At 73.2% G+C, this 17,277-nt stretch carries 10 protein-coding genes; 3 read left to right on the top strand and 7 right to left on the bottom strand.

The genetic code is table 11. The features are described 5' to 3' along the window. Nucleotide 1: 1 nt before the first annotated feature. The 6 genes from NX801_RS01205 to NX801_RS01180 all read right to left on the bottom strand — a co-directional run bounded on the left by NX801_RS01205 (nt 2) and on the right by NX801_RS01180 (nt 8,986). Entirely contained in the window at nt 2-931 is a 930-nt protein-coding gene (locus NX801_RS01205) for a DUF4097 family beta strand repeat-containing protein (protein ID WP_258784834.1), read from the bottom strand. 243 nt (nt 932-1,174) lie between these two features. After that, complete coding sequence (locus NX801_RS01200; protein WP_010061466.1) at nt 1,175-1,360, bottom strand: DUF6104 family protein; 186 nt, start codon at nt 1,358-1,360, stop codon at nt 1,175-1,177. A gap of 387 nt (nt 1,361-1,747) precedes the next feature. After that, nucleotides 1,748-5,623: a multifunctional oxoglutarate decarboxylase/oxoglutarate dehydrogenase thiamine pyrophosphate-binding subunit/dihydrolipoyllysine-residue succinyltransferase subunit gene (locus NX801_RS01195; RefSeq protein ID WP_258784833.1), complete on the bottom strand. Its 3,876-nt coding sequence runs from the start codon at nt 5,621-5,623 to the stop codon at nt 1,748-1,750. Nucleotides 5,624-5,950: 327 nt separating this feature from the next. Further along, nucleotides 5,951-7,003 carry a HAMP domain-containing sensor histidine kinase gene (locus NX801_RS01190; RefSeq protein ID WP_258784832.1) on the bottom strand — a complete coding sequence of 351 codons (1,053 nt, stop codon included), beginning with the start codon at nt 7,001-7,003 and terminating at the stop codon, nt 5,951-5,953. Between the two features lie 332 nt (nt 7,004-7,335). Further along, complete coding sequence (locus NX801_RS01185) at nt 7,336-8,073, bottom strand: response regulator transcription factor (protein WP_258784831.1); 738 nt, start codon at nt 8,071-8,073, stop codon at nt 7,336-7,338. 85 nt (nt 8,074-8,158) lie between these two features. Beyond that, nucleotides 8,159-8,986 (bottom strand): spermidine synthase family protein, encoded by an 828-nt coding sequence (locus tag NX801_RS01180; protein ID WP_258784830.1) that lies wholly within the window; start codon nt 8,984-8,986, stop codon nt 8,159-8,161. Between the two features lie 233 nt (nt 8,987-9,219). Between NX801_RS01180 and NX801_RS01175 the strand changes: the two genes are divergently transcribed. Further along, nucleotides 9,220-10,242, top strand: coding sequence for a rhomboid-like protein (locus NX801_RS01175; RefSeq protein WP_309505756.1), 1,023 nt, complete (start codon nt 9,220-9,222; stop codon nt 10,240-10,242). Between the two features lie 276 nt (nt 10,243-10,518). Further along, nucleotides 10,519-12,942, top strand: coding sequence for an endopeptidase La (lon, locus tag NX801_RS01170; protein ID WP_258784829.1), 2,424 nt, complete (start codon nt 10,519-10,521; stop codon nt 12,940-12,942). A gap of 282 nt (nt 12,943-13,224) precedes the next feature. Here the strand turns inward: lon and NX801_RS01165 are convergent, their stop codons facing one another. Next, complete coding sequence (locus NX801_RS01165) at nt 13,225-14,211, bottom strand: helix-turn-helix transcriptional regulator (RefSeq protein ID WP_258784828.1); 987 nt, start codon at nt 14,209-14,211, stop codon at nt 13,225-13,227. A gap of 149 nt (nt 14,212-14,360) precedes the next feature. Between NX801_RS01165 and NX801_RS01160 the strand changes: the two genes are divergently transcribed. Then, complete coding sequence (locus NX801_RS01160; RefSeq protein ID WP_258784827.1) at nt 14,361-17,204, top strand: M4 family metallopeptidase; 2,844 nt, start codon at nt 14,361-14,363, stop codon at nt 17,202-17,204. Nucleotides 17,205-17,277 lie beyond the last annotated feature (73 nt).

Below are 17,277 nucleotides of genomic sequence, written 5' to 3'. Positions count from 1 at the left end.
GTCAGAGCACCTTTCCCTCGGGGGAGGCGGTTTCCCCGGCCCGGCCGTCCGGGTAGTCCGTGTCGCTGTCGCTGTCGCTGTCGCTGTCGCTGTCGCTGTCGCTGTCCGCCGGTCGCCGCAGCAGCGCGAGGGCGCCCGAGACGGTGCTCGCCCGGAGGGTGCCGGCGCCCGTGCCGAGCGTGCCGGTGATCCGCCGGCCGCTCCACTGCCCGTCCGTCCGCAGCTGCTCGAAGTCGTTGGAGACGGCCCCGGTGGTGGTGCTCGCCTCCACCCGGGCGTCCACCGGGTGCGGCAGCCGTACCGCGATCGCGCCCGACACCGTGGCCAGCCGGACATCGGCGGGGGTGGCCACCGGGGCCAGGTCCACCGTCAGCGCGCCGTTCACCGTGTCGGCGCGGATCGAGGGGCCGGCGGCCCCGACGAGGGTCAGGTCGCCCGAGACCGACTGGAAGCCCAGCTCCCCGGTGACCGCCTGGGCCTCGACGCTGCCGGAGACCGTCTCGGCGCGCACCGGTCCGGAGACCGCGACCAGGGCGGTGTCCCCGCTGACCCCGCGCACCTCGGTGCGGCCCCGGATGCCGGAGACCACCGCCCCGGCGCCGACCACGCCCAGCTCCACGCTCGCACCGGCCGGAACGGTGAGCGAGACGACGGCGCTGCGGTTCCAGTCCTTGCGGACGAGCCGGCCGAGAATGCTCTTCCAGGACAGATCGGGATAGCCCACGGTCAGCTCCGGGCCCCGGTGGGTGATCACCACGGGATCACCGGCCACCCCGGACACCTCCACCCGCGCGGGGCCGGGCTCGTCGGTGCCCACCACATTCACCGTGCCGTTGACCAGGCGCACCTTGAGCGCCGAGACGGGTTCGTCGAGGACGAGGATCTCGGGGGTCTCGGGACGCGCGGACGCGCCGACGGTCCATTCGGGCATGGGGCCTCCCCGGGGCAGGGCGCGACATATCGCGTCTGACACGGAACACGATATGTCGTGGATGGCGGGAGGTCTACCTGGTCCCGGCTCCCGCCCCGGACGAGGCACACCGGACGAGACGCACCGGAGGGGACATGCCGCACGAGACATGTCGCGACAGCCACCCGTCACCCGTGGGCGCCCCGCGCGGGCCGCCCGGTCACCCGGTCGTACGGCCGCCTCCGGCCACCCCCGGCCGTACGGTCACTCGTCCTCGTCGTCCTCGTCGTCCAGCCGGGCCAGCCAGGTGGCCAGCCGCTCGACGGGGACCTCGAAGTCGGGGTTGAGGTCGACGAAGGTGCGCAGCTGCTCGGCGAGCCACTCGAAGGTGACCTCCTCCTCGCCGCGCCGCTTCTCCAGCTCCTCGATGCCACGGTCGGTGAAGTACACGGGTCGCTCCAGAAAGGGGACGGGATGCTCACCGGCCAGGATATGCGGCCCCGCGCACCCGCTTCCCGGCGCCTGCTCCCGGGGCTCCCGGCCCCTGCTGCCCGGGCTTCCGGCTCCCGCTCTCCGGCCTCCCGGCCCCTGCTCCCCGGGCTTCCGGCTCCCGCTCTCCGGCCTCCCGGCGCCTGCTCCCGGGGCTGCCGGCCTCTGCCCCCCGGGCTCCCGGGACCGGCCCCGGCTCCCGCTGCCTGGGCCCCCGGGACCCCCCGGCCTCCCGGGCCTGGCCCGGGAAAAACGCCCGGGCCCGGGCGCCGCGCGGAAGGTGCGCGGGCCCGGGCCCGGTGAGGTCCGCCCGAGGGCGTACGGCTCAGACGTGAGACGAGACACGACTCAGGCGTCGAAGACCTCGTTGACCAGCTGCTGCTGCTCCGCCTGGTGGCGCTTGGCCGAGCCGACCGCCGGGGACGAGCCGTGCGGCCGGGAGATCCGGCGCAGGCGCTCGCCGTGCGGCACGTCGGCGCCGACCGCCAGGTCGAGGTGGTCGATCAGGTTGAGCGCGATGAACGGCCAGGCACCCTGGTTCGCCGGCTCCTCCTGGGCCCACAGGTACTTCTCGGCGTTCGGGTACTTGGAGATCTCGGCCTGGAGCTCCGCGCCCGGCAGCGGGTAGAGCCGCTCCACCCGGATGATCGCGGTGTCCGTGATCCCGCGCTTCTGCCGCTCGGCGTCCAGGTCGTAGTAGACCTTGCCCGCGCAGAAGACGACCTTGCGCACCGACTCCGCGGCGACCGAGTCGTCACCGATCACCGGGCGGAAGCCGCCGGTGGTGAACTCCTCCGCCTTGGACGCGGCGGCCTTCAGGCGCAGCATCGACTTCGGGGTGAAGACGACCAGCGGCTTGTGGTGCGGGTTGTGCACCTGCCACCGCAGGAGGTGGAAGTAGTTCGACGGCAGGGTCGGCATGGCGACCGTCATGTTGTTCTGTGCGCAGAGCTGGAGGAAGCGCTCCGGGCGGGCCGAGGAGTGGTCCGGGCCCTGGCCCTCGTAGCCGTGCGGCAGCAGCAGGGTGACGCCGGAGGTCTGCGACCACTTCTGCTCGGCGGAGGAGATGAACTCGTCCACCACGGTCTGGGCGCCGTTGACGAAGTCGCCGAACTGCGCCTCCCACATGACCAGCGCGTCCGGGCGGGCCAGCGAGTAGCCGTACTCGAAGCCCATCGCCGCGTACTCGCTGAGCAGCGAGTCGTAGACGTTGTACCGGGCCTGCTCGTCCGCGAGGTACAGCAGCGGGGTGTAGTCCTCGCCGGTCTCCTGGTCCACCAGCACCGCGTGGCGCTGGCCGAAGGTGCCGCGGCGGGTGTCCTGGCCGGCGAGCCGGACCGGGGTGCCCTCCATCAGCAGCGAGCCGATGGCCAGGGTCTCGCCCATGCCCCAGTCGATGGTGCCGTCGTCCACCGAGGCGGCGCGGCGCTGGAGCTGCGGCATCAGGCGCGGGTGCACCTTGACCCGGTCCGGGACGGTGACCTGCGACTCCGCGATCCGCTTCACGACCTCCTGGGAGACCGCGGTGGTCACGGAGACCGGGAACTCGGCCTGCGCCTCCGGGGAATGGGCCGGGGCCGGGTTGCTGACGGCCTCGCGGACCTCCGCGAACACCTTCTCCAGCTGGCCCTGGAAGTCCTGGAGCGCCTGCTCCGCCTCCTCCACGGTGATGTCGCCCCGGCCGATCAGCGACTCGGTGTACAGCTTGCGCACCGAGCGCTTCTTGTCGATCAGGTTGTACATCTGCGGGTTGGTGAACTGCGGGTTGTCGCCCTCGTTGTGACCGCGGCGGCGGTAGCAGATGAGGTCGATCACGACGTCCTTGTTGAACGTCTGGCGGAACTCGAAGGCGAGCCGCGCGACGCGGACCACGGCCTCCGGGTCGTCGCCGTTCACATGGAAGATCGGCGCCTCGATCATGCGGGCCACGTCGGTGGCGTACATCGAGGAGCGCGAGGACTCCGGGGCGGCGGTGAAGCCGACCTGGTTGTTGATGACGATGTGGACCGTGCCGCCGGTGCGGTAGCCGCGCAGCTGCGACATGTTGAGGGTCTCGGCCACCACGCCCTGGCCCGCGAAGGCCGCGTCGCCGTGCAGGGCGACGGGGAGCACGGTGAAGTCGGTGCCGCCCTTGTTGATGACGTCCTGCTTGGCGCGGACGACACCCTCCAGGACCGGGTCGACCGCCTCCAGGTGCGAGGGGTTGGCGACCAGCGAGACCTTGATCTGCTCGCCGTCCAGGCCGGTGAAGGTGCCCTCGGCGCCGAGGTGGTACTTCACGTCGCCGGAGCCGTGCATCGACTTCGGGTCGAGGTTGCCCTCGAACTCGCGGAAGATCTGGGCGTACGACTTGCCGACGATGTTCGCCAGCACATTGAGCCGGCCGCGGTGGGCCATGCCCACGACGACCTCGTCCAGCCGGGACTCGGCGGCGGAGTCGATGACCGCGTCCAGCAGCGGGATGACGGACTCGCCGCCCTCCAGCGAGAACCGCTTCTGGCCCACGTACTTGGTCTGGAGGAAGGTCTCGAACGCCTCGGCCGCGTTGAGCCGGCGCAGGATCCGCAGCTGCTCCTCGCGCTCCGGCTTGGAGTGCGCGCGCTCGACGCGGTCCTGGATCCACTTGCGCTGCTTGGGATCCTGGATGTGCATGAACTCGATGCCGGTGGTGCGGCAGTACGAGTCGCGCAGCACGCCCAGGATGTCGCGCAGCTTCATCATGGACTTGCCGCCGAAGCCGCCGACCGCGAACTCCCGCTCCAGGTCCCACAGGGTGAGGCCGTGCTCGGTGATGTCCAGGTCGGGGTGCTTGCGCTGGCGGTACTCCAGCGGGTCGGTGTCGGCCATGACATGGCCCCGGACCCGGTAGGAGTGGATGAGCTCGAAGACCCGGGCGGCCTTGGTGACGTCGTCGTCGTGCGAGGCGTCGATGTCCTTGAACCAGCGGACCGGCTCGTAGGGGATCCGCAGCGCCTCGAAGATCTCGTCGTAGAAGTCGTTCTCGCCGAGCAGCAGGTTGGCGACGATCCGGAGGAACTCGCCCGAGGCGGCGCCCTGGATGACCCGGTGGTCGTAGGTGGAGGTGAGGGTCATCACCTTGGAGATGCCCAGCTTGTTCAGGGTGTCCTGGGAGGTGCCCTGGAACTCGGCCGGGTAGTCCATCGAGCCGACACCCATGATGACCGACTGACCGGGCATCAGACGCGGCACGGAGTGGACGGTGCCCAGGCCGCCGGGGTTGGTCAGCGAGACGGTGACGCCGGAGAAGTCGTCCATCGTCAGCTTGCCGACGCGGGCGCGGCGGACGATGTCCTCGTACGCCTGCCAGAACTCGAAGAAGTTGAGCGTCTCGGCCTTCTTGATGCCGGCCACGACCAGCTGGCGGTCGCCGTTCGGCTTCACCAGGTCGATGGCGAGGCCGAAGTTGACGTGCGCCGGCTTCACCAGGGTCGGCTTGCCGTCCTTCTCCGCGAACGACCAGTTCATCGACGGCATGGCCTTGATGGCCTGCACCATCGCGTACCCGATGAGGTGGGTGAAGGAGATCTTCCCGCCCCGGGCGCGCTTCAGATGGTTGTTGATGACGATGCGGTTGTCGAAGAGCAGCTTGACCGGGACCGCGCGCACCGAGGTGGCGGTCGGCAGCTCCAGCGAGGCGTTCATGTTCTTGGCGACCGCGCCGGCCGGGCCGCGCAGCGTCACGAACTCGGGGCCTTCGGCGGCGCCGGCGCTCTCGCTCTTCGCGGGCTTCGCGGGCGCGGCGGACTGGGCGGGCTTCGCCGGGGCGGCGGCCTTCGGCTGCGCCGGTGCCTGCGCGGCGGGCTTGGCCGGGGCCGCCTTCGGCTGTGCGGCGGCCGGCTCGGCCTGCGCGGGCTTCGCCTGGGCGGCGGCCGGGGCGGGAGCCGCCGGCTGCTGGGCCGGGGCGCCGGCCCCCTGCGGGGCGTCTGCGGCCCCCGCCGCCGCGGCGCCCTCACCCGCGGGCTTGTCCGCCGCGCCGGAGGACGCGGACGCCCCCGGCTTGTCGCCGGACGACGCGGAGGCCCCCGGCTTGTAGTCGGCGAAGAAGTCCCACCAGGCACGGTCGACCGAATTCGGGTCCTGGAGGTACTGCTGGTAGATCTCGTCGACGAGCCACTCATTGGCACCGAAGGCGGCGGCAGGGTTCTGGCCCTGCCCGTCTTGGTCGGTCGAAGTGCTCGCGTTACTGGGGGACTGAGACGACACGGCGGTAACCGCCCTCTTCCGCTTCACAAGGTGATGGACAGCGGAAATAAAGGCTACGCCTCCTGACCGTGGAGGTGCAGGCCGGGCGTCCCTTCGTCGCGTACATCACATGAGAAGCGGGGTTTCGGCGGGTTTTTTGGCGGGAAACAAGCGTGGTTCCGCCCTGAGCGGGTAAGCGAGGCCGTCGCGCCGACCGCCGCCGACCGGCGGTGTCGCTTCCGCGACCGGTCGGGTTCGGGACCGGTTCGGTCCGGGCCCGTTGCGGGACGGTTTCGTGCCGGGGCGCCCGGGCGCCCGGTCCGGGGCGTCCCGGGTTCGAACCTTACGTCAACCGCGCTGTCGCGGTACGCCCGGAAGAGTGACCTGGATCCGGCAACCACGGGTGGACTCGGCCACCCCGATGCGCCCGCCGTGCAGATCGACCGCCCAGCGCGCGATCGCCAGCCCCAGACCGGTGCCGCCGTCGCTGCCCGGGCCCGCCCCGGCCGGCGCGTTGCCCCGGTTGAACCGCTCGAAGACCTTGTGCCGCTCCGCCTCCGGGATGCCCGGGCCCTCGTCCAGGACCTCCAGGGTCAGGGACTCCGGCGCGGCGCCGCGCCGGGCCCGTACGGTCACCCGGCCGCGCGGCGGCGAGTGCTTCACCGCGTTGTCGATGAGGTTGGCGACCACCTGGTGGAGCCGCTCGGCGTCCGCGTGCGCGGTCAGCTCGGGCGGGTGCACGTCCAGATGGAGGTGGACGTCCTTGCGGGTGTGATGGCCCGAGCCCGAGCCCAGGTCGCGCTGGGCGGCGGCGAGGTTGGCCTCCTTGAGGACCCCGGAGAGATAGGGCCACACCTCGAACCGGCGGGCGCGCAGGGTGACGACACCGTTGTCGAGGCGGGAGAGGTCGAGCAGCGTCTCCACCAGGTCGCCCAACCGCTCGGTCTGCTTGAGCGCGGTGCGCATGGTCTCCGGGTCGGCCGCCGACACCCCGTCCACCACGTTCTCCAGCACCGCCCGCAGCGCGGCGATCGGCGTGCGCAACTCGTGCGAGACATTGGCGACCAGCTCCTTGCGGTGCCGGTCCACCGACTCCAGGTCGTCCGCCATCCGGTTGATGGTGGAGGCCAGGTCGCCCAGCTCGTCCCGGCGGTCGGCGCCGCGCACCCGGCGGGTGTAGTCGCCGTGCGATATGCCCTTGGCGACGGTGTTCATCTCGTCCAGCGGCGCGGTCAGGCCGTGCGCCACGAACTGGGTGATCAGCAGGGTGGCGATCACCGAGAAGACGGTGATGAACCGCAGCTCGGTCTCGGTGCGCAGCGCGACCAGCAGCAGCCCGGTGGTGATGAAGACCGAGACCACCACCAGGGTGCCGAGCTTGGTCTTGACCGAGATCGTCACCGTCCGCTTCCGGCGGCCCCGCTTCCGGAGGTCCGGCCGGGGGCCCCTCCGCGGCTCCTTCTGCCGCTCCTTCCGGAGATCCCGCCGGGGGCCCTTCCGCGGCTTCGGGAGATCCTTGCGGAGAGGTGTCCACCGGCCCTTGCGCGGATCCTCCGGGAGGTCGTTCCCGCCGCCCGGGACGGAATCCGTCCCGCTGCCTTCGCCCGGACTGTGCCCGAGGCCCTGCCGGGGATCCTCGCGGAGACCACGGGACCCCAAGTCGTACGGCTCCGGCGGCTCACCCGTCCGGCCGGCCGCACCCCGTTCCCCGGCGCGGTCCGCCGCCCGCCCGCTCATGGGGCCGGGGTCTCCAGGGCGTACCCGACGCCGTGCACGGTACGGATCCGCTCGGCGCCGATCTTCCGGCGCAGCGCCTTGATGTGGCTGTCCACCGTCCGGGTGCCGGAGGCGTCCGCCCAGTCCCAGACCTCGGCCAGCAGCTGCTCCCGGGAGAGCACCGCGCGCGGGGTGTTGGCCAGACAGACCAGCAGATCGAACTCGGTCGGCGTCAGGTGCACGTCGTCACCGGAGACCCGGACCCGGCGCTGGGCGTGGTCCACCTCCAGCTCGCCCAGCCGGAGGATGCCGCTGCGCGGGGTCACCGCGGCGAGCGCCGCCCGCTCCACCCGGCGCAGCAGGACATGCACCCGGGCGGCCAGCTCACGCATGGAGAACGGCTTGGTCATGTAGTCGTCCGCGCCGACCCCGAGCCCGACCAGCATGTCGGTCTCGTCGTCCCGGGCGGTGAGCATCAGCACCGGCACCGGCCGCTGGGCCTGCACCCGGCGGCACACCTCCAGGCCGTCGAAGCCCGGCAGCATCACGTCGAGCACCATCAGATCCGGTTGCCACGCCTCGGCCGCGTCGACCGCGGCGGGACCGTCGGCCGCCGTCTGCACCAGGAATCCCTCGGCCCGCAGCCGGGCGGAGATGGCCTCCAGGATCGTGGTGTCGTCCTCGATGACCAGCACCCGGCGCTGCGCACCCGGCGTGACCGTGGTGCCGGTGGTGGTGGTGTGTGTCTGCTCCATCGCCCCGCCCCTGTCGCGCCGCGCGCGAACCGCGTGTAGATCCGTACGTCCGGTCAGCAGCGTAAGGGCAGCGACGGCGTCCCGGCTACGCAGGGCGAACGGCGAGGTGGACCACGTCCGGTACGCCCCGGGCAACCGGGATCTCTTCCGTCCTTACCCCGTGGAATCCGGCATTTCGCAAGGACTCTTCGAAATCGGCGGACGGCCGCGCGGACCAGACCGCGAGCACCCCGCCCGGGTTCAGCCGGGCCGCGCAGGCCGCCAGCCCGGCGGGCGCGTAGAGGCCGGCGTTCTCCTCGGTGACGGTCCAGCCGGGGCCGTTGTCGATGTCCAGGCAGAGCGCGTCATAGGTGTCGGGGGAGGTCTCCAGGTACTCGACCAGCCCGGCGTGCAGCAGCACCGTCCGGGGATCGGCCAGCGCCGCCCCGGAGACCGAGGCCAGCGGCCCCTCGCGGTGCCAGTCGATGACCGCCTGCTCCCGCTCCACCACCGCGATCCGGGCCCAGCAGGCGTCGGCGGCGGCGTGGGCGAGCGAGAAGCCCGCGCCCAGCCCGCCGATCAGCACCGACGCCCCGACCACGCCCTCGCCCAGCTCCCGCCGGGCGGCGTCGATCAGCAGCCGCTCGGAGCGGCCGTCGGAGGTATCCATCAGAAAGGTGCCGTTGGCGATGATCTCGTACACCGCCGTGCCGTCCGGCTCCGTCCGCCGCCGCAGGACGACCTCCCCGTACGGCCCCTCGCGCCGGTCGAGCACCACGGGCGCCGGGGCGCCGGCCGTGACATCGGGTCCGGGGGACCCGGGACCTCCGGGGATCCCGGGCTCGCTCCCGTATCCGGGGCCGGCCGGATCCGGTGCGCCGGTCTCGTCGTGGTGGCCGGCGGCGGGGAGGTCGCCGGGGGCGGGGAGGGACATGGCGGTGACCTCCTGCTGCGGAGCTGGTGCGAGGTTGTTACGGAGCCGCCGCGATACGGGCGGTGGTCCATCCTGTCGCCGGACCGGGGCGGCCACAAACCCGTTTCGGCCTCGCGGTTCACGGGGCGCCCGGGCGGGGATGTGACCCGGGTCATGGACGGCGGCTTCACCGATCGCGTTGGCTGAGGCCGCGTCGACCGGGGTTGCCCGGGGGCGGGACGAAAGGCCGCAGGGTGCACCACCAGCTCGCAACAGCCGGAACCGGGACGGCGGCCGGGGAGGCCGCCGCGGTGCCGCCGGGCGCCGTACCGGCCGGTGACGGGACGGTGGCGCTCGCCCCCCGGCCCGCCGGACCGCTGCCCGCGCCCCCGCCCGCGGTGCCGGTGGCCGCGGCTACGGGCCGGGGCGCCGTGCCGGTGCCGGTGTCGGCCCCGCTGCCGGTGCCGCCCGCGGTCGGTGGTTCCGTGCCGCTGCCGGTGCCGCCCGCGGTCGGTGGCTCCGTGTCCCCGGTGGGCGGAACACCGGCCGCCGTGGCCGTGGCCGAGGGGGCTCCCGCCGACGGCGTCCCGCTGCCGGTGGTGGAGTTCCCGGCCGTCGCCGCCCCCGCCCGGTGCGCCGGCCCGGTGCGCGCCGTGCTCCGGCGGCTGCCCTCGCCCACCGGTACGCCGTTCACCTTCGGCTACGCGCTGCTGCTGCTCGCCACCTCGCTCTACACCGAGTACGGCGACCCCGACACGGTCTCGGCGGTGCTGCGCGCCTCCAGCACCGATGTCGTCCACCTCTCCCGTACGCCCCTGCTGGTGCTGGTGGCCAGCGCGCTGTGGGTGGCGGGCGGGCTGTTCTCGCCGTACGCCGTCGGCTTCCTCTTCGTCCTGACCGCGCTGGAGCGGCGGATCGGCGGCTGGCGGACGGCCGCCGTCTTTCTGCTCGGGCACGTGGTGGCGACGCTGGCCACCGAGATCCCGGTCGCCTTCTCGGTGCTCGCCGGCCATCTGCCGGGCACGTCCCTGCACCGGCTCGACTACGGCATCAGCTTCGGCCTGCTGGCCAGTACCGGGGCGCTGGCCGGGCTGCTCACCCCGCTGGTACGGGGCGCGGTGCTGGGGTGCGTCTCCCTGATGCTGGTCCAGGATCTGCTGGTGCTGGACGACCCGCTCACCAACTGGGGCCACCCGCTGGCCCTGGCCTTCGGCGTGGCCTGCTGGCCGCTGGTCCGCCGCGCGGCCGCCCGGGTCACCCCGGCGCACCTCCGCTGAGCCCGGCCGGGGCGGTGGCCGCGCCCGCTCCTGCCCCGTCTCCGCACTCGGCGCCGAGCGCCGGAATGGCGACAGGGGCGCCCGGGTTCTGAACTGACGGCCGGGCAGTCGGACAGCCGAGCGGGGGGACGCCTGGGCGGTCGGGCAGCCGGGCGGCCGGGTGGAGATCGCTCAGAGCGAACGGCGTTCCGGGAACACCTCGTCCTCCCCGTGCATTGAGTCCAGCACTGAGTCATTGAGTCAAGGCAACTCAACTTGACTGCCGAAGGGGAGATCATGGCTGCTGAGTCCACGGCGAACAACGCCGCCCTCACCCTGCCCGTGCTGCCGCTCGACGACGAGGTCGTGCTGCCCGGGATGGTGGTGCCGCTCGACCTGTCCGACGCCGAGGTGCGGGCCGCGGTGGAGGCCGCGCAAGCCGCCGTCGGGTCGTCCGGGGCGCCCGGGGACAAGCCGCGGGTGCTGCTGGTGCCGCGGGTCGACGGGACGTACGCCGGGACCGGGGTGCTCGGCACCGTCGAGCAGGTCGGCCGGCTTTCCGACGGCGACCCCGGGGCGCTGATCCGGGGTCGCGGCCGGGTGCGCATCGGCGCCGGTACGACCGGGCCCGGGGCCGCCCTGTGGGTGGAGGGCACCAGCGTCCCGGAGACGGTGCCCGAGCCGCTGCCGGGCGCGGTGGCGGAGCTCGTCAAGGAGTACAAGGCCCTCGCCACCAGCTGGCTGAAGAAGCGCGGTGCCTGGCAGGTGGTGGACCGCGTCCAGCAGATCGACGGGGTCTCCGCGCTCGCGGACAACGCCGGCTACTCGCCGTTCCTGACGCCCGCGCAGAAGATCGCCCTGCTGGAGACCGAGGACCCGGTCGTCCGGCTGCGGCTCGCCACCGAGCAGCTGCGCGAGCATCTCGCCGAGCAGGACGTGGCCGAGTCCATCGCCAAGGACGTCCAGGAGGGCGTCGACAAGCAGCAGCGCGAATTCCTGCTGCGGCGCCAGCTGGAGGCCGTACGCAAGGAACTGCGCGAGCTCGACGGCGACTCGGCCGGGGACGAGTCGGACGACTACCGGACCCGGGTGGAGGCCGCCGACCTGCCGGAGAAGGTGCGGGAGGCCGCGCTCAAGGAGGTCGACAAGCTGGAGCGGTCCTCCGACCAGTCGCCCGAGGGCTCCTGGATCCGGACCTGGCTCGACACGGTGCTGGAACTGCCGTGGAGCGAGCGCACCGAGGACGCCTACGACATCCGGGGCGCCCGGGCGGTGCTGGACGCCGAACACGCGGGCCTGGACGACGTGAAGGACCGGATCATCGAGTACCTGGCGGTCCGCAAGCGCCGCTCGGACCGGGGCCTGGGCGTCGTCGGTGGCCGTCGCGGCGGCGCGGTGCTCGCGCTGGTGGGGCCGCCCGGCGTGGGCAAGACCTCGCTCGGCGAGTCGGTGGCGCACGCGATGGGCCGGAAGTTCGTCCGGGTGGCGCTCGGCGGCGTACGGGACGAGGCCGAGATCCGGGGCCACCGGCGCACCTATGTCGGCGCCCTGCCAGGCCGGATCGTCCGGGCGGTCAAGGAGGCCGGGTCCATGAACCCGGTGGTGCTGCTGGACGAGATCGACAAGGTCGGCTCCGACTTCCGGGGCGACCCGGCCGCCGCCCTGCTGGAGGTGCTGGACCCGGCGCAGAACCACACCTTCCGGGACCACTACCTGGAGGTCGAACTCGACCTGAGCGACGTGGTGTTCCTGGCCACCGCCAACGTCCTGGAGGCCATCCCCGAGGCGCTGCTGGACCGGATGGAGCTGGTCCGGCTCGACGGCTACACCGAGGACGAGAAGGTCGTCATCGCCCGGGACCACCTGCTGCCCCGGCAGCTCGACCGGGCCGGTCTCGCGGCGGGCGAGGTCACCCTCGCGGAGAGCGCGCTGCGCAAGCTGGCCGGCGAGTACACCCGGGAGGCGGGCGTACGGAACCTGGAGCGGGCGGTCGCCCGGCTGCTCCGCAAGGTGGCCGCGCAGAGCGAACTGGGCGAGCGGAAGCTGCCGTTCACCGTGACCGACACGGATCTGCGGGGCCTCGTCGGACGGCCGCACCATGTGCCGGAGTCGGCCCAGGACCCGGCCGAGCGGCGCACCGCCGTACCGGGTGTGGCGACCGGACTCGCGGTCACCGGGGCCGGCGGCGACGTGCTCTTCGTCGAGGCGTCGCTGGCCGATCCGGAGACCGGCGGCGCGGGACTGACCCTCACCGGTCAGCTCGGGGACGTGATGAAGGAGTCGGCGCGGATCGCGCTGAGCTTCCTCCGCTCGCACGGCGCCGAACTGGAGCTGCCGGTCACCGGGTTGAAGGACCGGGGCGTGCACATCCACTTCCCGGCCGGCGCGGTGCCCAAGGACGGCCCGAGCGCGGGCGTCACCATGACGACCGCCCTCGCCTCGCTGCTCTCCGGCCGGCTGGTGCGTACGGATGTGGCGATGACCGGCGAGGTCTCGCTGACCGGCCGGGTGCTGCCGATCGGCGGCGTCAAGCAGAAGCTGCTGGCGGCACACCGGGCGGGGATCACCACGGTGGTCATCCCCAAGCGCAACGAGGCCGATCTGGACGACGTCCCGGCCGAGATCCTCGACGCGCTGGAGGTCCACCCGGTCACCGATGTCCGACAGGTCTTGGAACTGGCCCTGGCCCCGGCGGAGGTACCGGTCCCGGCCGCCGCCTGAGCCGCGACCGGCGAGCGGCACGGAGGGGTGAACGGGGTGCGCACGCCCGGGCGTGCGCACCCCGTCGGCCGTGCGCCGGATCCCGGCTGCCGGTCGCCGGCTGCCGGGTCGTGGCGGTCCGCCGGTCCGGGCCCCGTCGGTCGTGATCCGGGTCCCGGCGGCCCACCGCCGGATGGGGTGGCCGAGCCCGCCCGGTCGCCCGGCCGACTGGTCCAGCCCAGCCCAGCCCAGTCCAGCCCAGCCCAGCCCTGTCCTGCCCCGCCCGGTCCTGCCCCGTCCGGCTCAGTCCAGCCAGCCGCGTTGCCGGGCGCGGGCGCCGGCCTGGAAGCGGGTGCGGGCGTCCAGGACCTCCAGGAGGCGGCTGATCCGGCGGCGGGCGGTGTGCACATGGACGCCCAGCCGGCGGGCGATCGCCTCGTCCTTCAGGCCCGACGCCAGCAGCGCCAGCAACTCCCGCTGCTCGCCGCCCTCCTCGCGCCGCTCGGCCAGCGGGTCGGCGCGTTCCCAGACCGCCTCGAAGAGCGGCACCAGGGCGTTGCGCAGCAGGGCGTCGCCCACCACCAGGGCGGCGGCGCGCGGGTCGGCGGCGTCGCTCGGCGGGAGCAGGGTGACCCGGCGGTCCACGGCGATCAGCTTGGTCGGCACCCCCGTCGCCACCCGGACCCGCAGCCCCCGGGCGGCCAGGGCGGCGAGCGCGGCGGCCCGGCCGGGCAGCCCGAGGCCCGCCCGGTCCAGCACCACCCGCACCGTGACGCCCCGGTCGAGCAGCGCCGCCCAGTCCGGGGCCCGGCCGCCCGGCTCCGTACAGCCGATGCCCGCCCGGACATAGGGCGGCCGGTCCAGGACCAGCACCTCCCGTTCCGCGCCCGCCAGCAGCCGGTCGGCCCGCTCGGCGATGGCCGGCCGGCCGGTCACCGTCTCCACGCCGCCGGCCGGCACGGTCCGGGGTTCCAGCCGCTCGGCGGTCCGCCGTAACCGCTCCAACTCGGCTGAGCGCAGGTGCAGTTCCTCCTGACGCCGGTGGATCAGCGTCCGGATGGCGGCGGCGGGCGCGGCCGGACGGGGCAGCGCCTCGGCGTCGTACGGATCGGCCGGGTGGGCGAAGCCGTGCTCCACCAGCCGGCCGAGCGCCGCGTCCAGCCGCGTCCGCTCCAGGCCGAGCTGGCGCGCCAGCTCCGCCGCCCCGTCCGCCTGTTCGCTCAGCAGCGCCCGGTAGGCACGCTCTTCGGTCCGGCCCAGGCCGAGAGTGGTCAGTTCCCCCTGGATCATGCGTGGGATTCTCACCGTGCCTTCACCGGACACACAAGTGTGCGTGCCCACTTCTCAACGCGCTTGTCTCATTGCCGACATGAAGCCCCACCGCTTGCATGGCCATGACCACCTGACCGGCTGATGAGCACGTGGGAGGGGTACCAACAGTGCGCAGACCCAGCACACCTTCAGGAATACCCGGCGGCAGGACGGGGGCGGCGGGCGCGGCCCTGCTGGCCGCGGCGGGACTCCTGATCACGGCGGTTCCGGCCATCGCGGCGACCCCGCAGGCGGCACCGCCGGCCACCACCACGCCGTCCGATGTCATCCCGGGCGCGGAGACCGAGACCCCCGCCCTGGTCGACGGCCTGCGGGAGCCGGTGGACGCCAAGGCGGCCCCGGCCGACGCGGCGCGCGACCACCTCGCCGCCAAGGAGAGCCGCTACAAGATCGACGAGCCGCGGCGCGATCTCGTCCCTCTCCAGACGCTGCGGCGGGGCGCCGACGAGACCGTACGGCTCCAGCAGAAGCACCACGGGGTGCCGGTGCTGGGCGGCCAGTACGTCGTCCGCATGGAGCACACCGGCGCCGAGCGGGTCGTCACCGGCACCTCAGGCAAGTACTTCACCGGCCTCACCACCGGGACCACCCCGACCGTCGCCAAGGACGTGGCGGTGCGCCGGGCGGTCGCCGCCACCCTCACCCGGCTCGGCGGCCACCGGCTCGCCAAGGACGCCCGGCAGACCGTGCGCGAGGACCGGTCCGCCGCGCCGCTCACCGGTACGGCCGGCGGCCTGGTGGTGATCCCGCTGGGCGAGGGCGTGCTGACCTACCAGGTCACCGTGCGCGGCGCCCACCCGGTCACCGGCGAACCGGTGCTCCAGCAGGTCTACATCGACGCCCGGGCCGGCTACCCGGTGCTCCAGTACAGCGCCATCAAGACGATCGCCGCGCCGAAGGCGGCGAGCGCCGCCGCCACGGCCGCGCGCACCGGGGCCGCCGGAGCGGCCGAGGACCCGGCGGCCGGACAGCACGCCGCAGGCAGCGGCACCCGGCTCGACGGCCGCAAGGTGGAGCTGAACGTCAGCACGACGGACAGCGGTTACGCCCTGGTCGACCGGGCCCGGCTCGCCGCCACCACCAAAAACCTGCTGAGCACCTGGGACGCGCGCGGCAAGGACGTCTCGGACGTCTCCGGCGTCTGGCCCGAGGGGCTGAAGGAATTCACCTCGCCCGCCCCGGAGTTCGGCAGCCCTGCCACCGAGTCCGGTGCGGTGGACGCGCACTGGGCGGCCGGCAAGGTCTTCGACTACTACGCCACCAAGCACGCCCGCAACGGCCTGGACGGACGCGGCTCCTCGATCAACTCCCTGGTCGGCGTCACCGACTTCGGCGGCCCGTTCGTCAACGCCTTCTGGGACGGCACCAAGATGGTGTACGGCACCGGCGACGACGAGTTCAAGCCGCTCTCGGCCGACCTGGACGTGGTGGGCCACGAGATGACCCACGGCGTGGTCGAGAACACCGCCAACCTGGTCTACGCGGGCCAGTCGGGCGCCCTCAACGAGGCGATCGCGGACTACTTCGGCAACGCCATCGACGTCGAGACCTCCGGCACGCCGATGACCGACCCGGACGCCGGGCTGATCGGCGAGGACCTCTGCCGTACCGCCAAGCCGCGCGACTGCGCCTTCCGCGACCTCAACGACGGCGCCACCACCGCCAAGAACTTCCTGGGCGTGGCCTTCGGCACCGACAACGGCGGGGTGCACCTCAACTCCACCATCTTCGCGGGCGCCCTCTGGGACATCCGCCAGGACCTGGACCCGGCCCTCGCGGACAGGATCGCCTACAAGGCGCTCAGCGAGTACCTGACCCCGCTGGACGGCTTCACCGACGGCCGGAACGCGGTCGTCGCCGCCGCCAAGGACCTGGGGGTCACGGCCCGGCAACTCAACGTCGTCAAGCGCTCGTTCAACGCGCACGGCATCGTCTCCGACTGGGAGGACGCCCTCGGCGTCGACTCCGACCTGCTGCTCGGCAAGGTCAACATCGCCGGTACCGGGGTGCAGGCGGGCGGCGGCTGGTGGGCCACCTCGCGCTCCAACGACGACGGCTCGGAGCCGTACTCGGTGTGGGCCGGCCGGGTCGACGGCAAGGGCGCGCCCAAGCTGCTGAGCCCCAACGACGGCCGCTACCACGTCTACCCGGCCACCGACGGCAAGACCGTGGTGTGGGCGGCGTACGGGCCGACCGGGCTCGACGTCCTCTCCCGCCCGCTCGCCGGCGGCCCGATCAAGAAGCTCTACTCCACCTCCACCGGTGACATCTCCGGGCTGCGGGTGGAGAACGGCGTCACCGTCTTCGAGCTCAACGAGGTCTTCAGCCGCCATGTGGTCTATCTGAAGGCCGGTGACCCGACCCCGGTCTACGCGGACGGCGGCGCCGACGACGTCCTCTCCGCCCTGCCCTCGATCGGCCACGGCCGCATCGCCTACGCCAAGCTGGGCCCGGACGCGACCGGCGCGTACCGGCTCGGCATCGAGATCCTGGACCTGAAGACCGGCAAGGCCACCGCCGCCGAGCAGCCGGAGGAGCCGACCAGCGTCGGCCAGACCGGCATCAACGCCACCCATGTCTTCTGGATCACCGACGACAACTGGGGCGACGACGGCCAGACCGGCATCCGCCGCGCCGATGTCGACGGCACCGACCCCTACGACATCAGCCCGGAGAACAAGCCGGGCGCGCTGATCGGTTCCGACCTCACCGTCTCCGAGTCGGCCGTCACGCTCAACGCGGTGCTCCCGGACACCGCGATCCGCAACGAGACCCTGCCGAAGAACTGGCAGTTCACCACCGACGGCTCCCGCCAGGAGCGGGTCTCCTGCAACCGCGGCGAGCAGTTCTCGCCGTCCGCCGCCGGCGGCACCCAGGTCGTCTGGCTGGACGGCACGACCGGCTGGACCAACCTGGTCACCCGCCCCCGCCCCGCCGGCCGCTGCGCCTGACCCGCACGCCTCCAACCCCCGAAGGCCCGGCTCCGGAGCGCCCCCGCGCCCCGGACCCGGGCCTCCGGCGCGC

It is taken from the genome of Streptomyces pyxinae (genome assembly GCF_024756275.1).
Taxonomy (GTDB): Bacteria; Actinomycetota; Actinomycetes; order Streptomycetales; family Streptomycetaceae; genus Streptomyces; species Streptomyces pyxinae.
The sequence above is the reverse complement of the archived record's forward strand: the minus strand, read 5'-3'. Positions and strand labels throughout refer to the sequence as shown.